Origin of the sequence: Mesorhizobium sp. M7A.F.Ca.MR.362.00.0.0 (genome assembly GCF_004023175.1) — a bacterium.
Taxonomy (GTDB): Bacteria; Pseudomonadota; Alphaproteobacteria; order Rhizobiales; family Rhizobiaceae; genus Mesorhizobium.
In genome coordinates this window covers 1-512 of the sequence record NZ_RZTF01000905.1, presented here as the reverse complement: position 1 = coordinate 512, position 512 = coordinate 1, and the positions used below count along the sequence as shown (strand labels likewise).

The 512-nt window shown below is 59.0% G+C and carries 1 protein-coding gene; it reads right to left on the bottom strand.

The annotated features are described in order from the left end of the window. The coding region (locus EOC06_RS38455; protein ID WP_164899061.1) for a DNA methyltransferase at positions 1-266 on the bottom strand (266 nt) is incomplete at its 3' end. Positions 267-512 lie beyond the last annotated feature (246 nt).

The following is a 512-nucleotide window of genomic DNA, read 5'->3' as shown; positions in this document are numbered from 1 at the left end:
ATCCAAAGGACCCCGTCATCCTTCAGCACCCGCCTCGCCTCTCGGAACACTGTTAAAAGCCGATTTATGAACTGCGGGAGCGTCGGCTCAAGGCCGATTTGCTCTGTGTTTTTGTAGTCGCGCAGGCCCCAATAGGGAGGGGAGGTTATAAGGCATTGCACGCTACGATCGGGAAGGCGCTGCAGGACTGTGAGGGCATCCCCCTCAAAGATGACACTCCCGTTCAGCGCTAACGGCGGTGGGCGTCGAATGCGGGAGGTTTTCATAGCTTGATGGTTCTGATTCGCAGCCTCAGGAAGCTCTTCATGCCACCCTCCCACACAGCTGACCAGATGCTCGCGACGTAGTCCCCCTGCCATTCCCAAAAACTTTCCTAAGCAGGAAGGCGTTGGTGCATGGGTCCGGACTTGAGGGGATGTCGATCTTTGAAGCGGCAGACTATGCCGTGGCCGCCTTGCGGCGGGCGGATTTCGGGCGTGCGCAGGCAAGCATGCGGTTGAGGACGGCGCAGC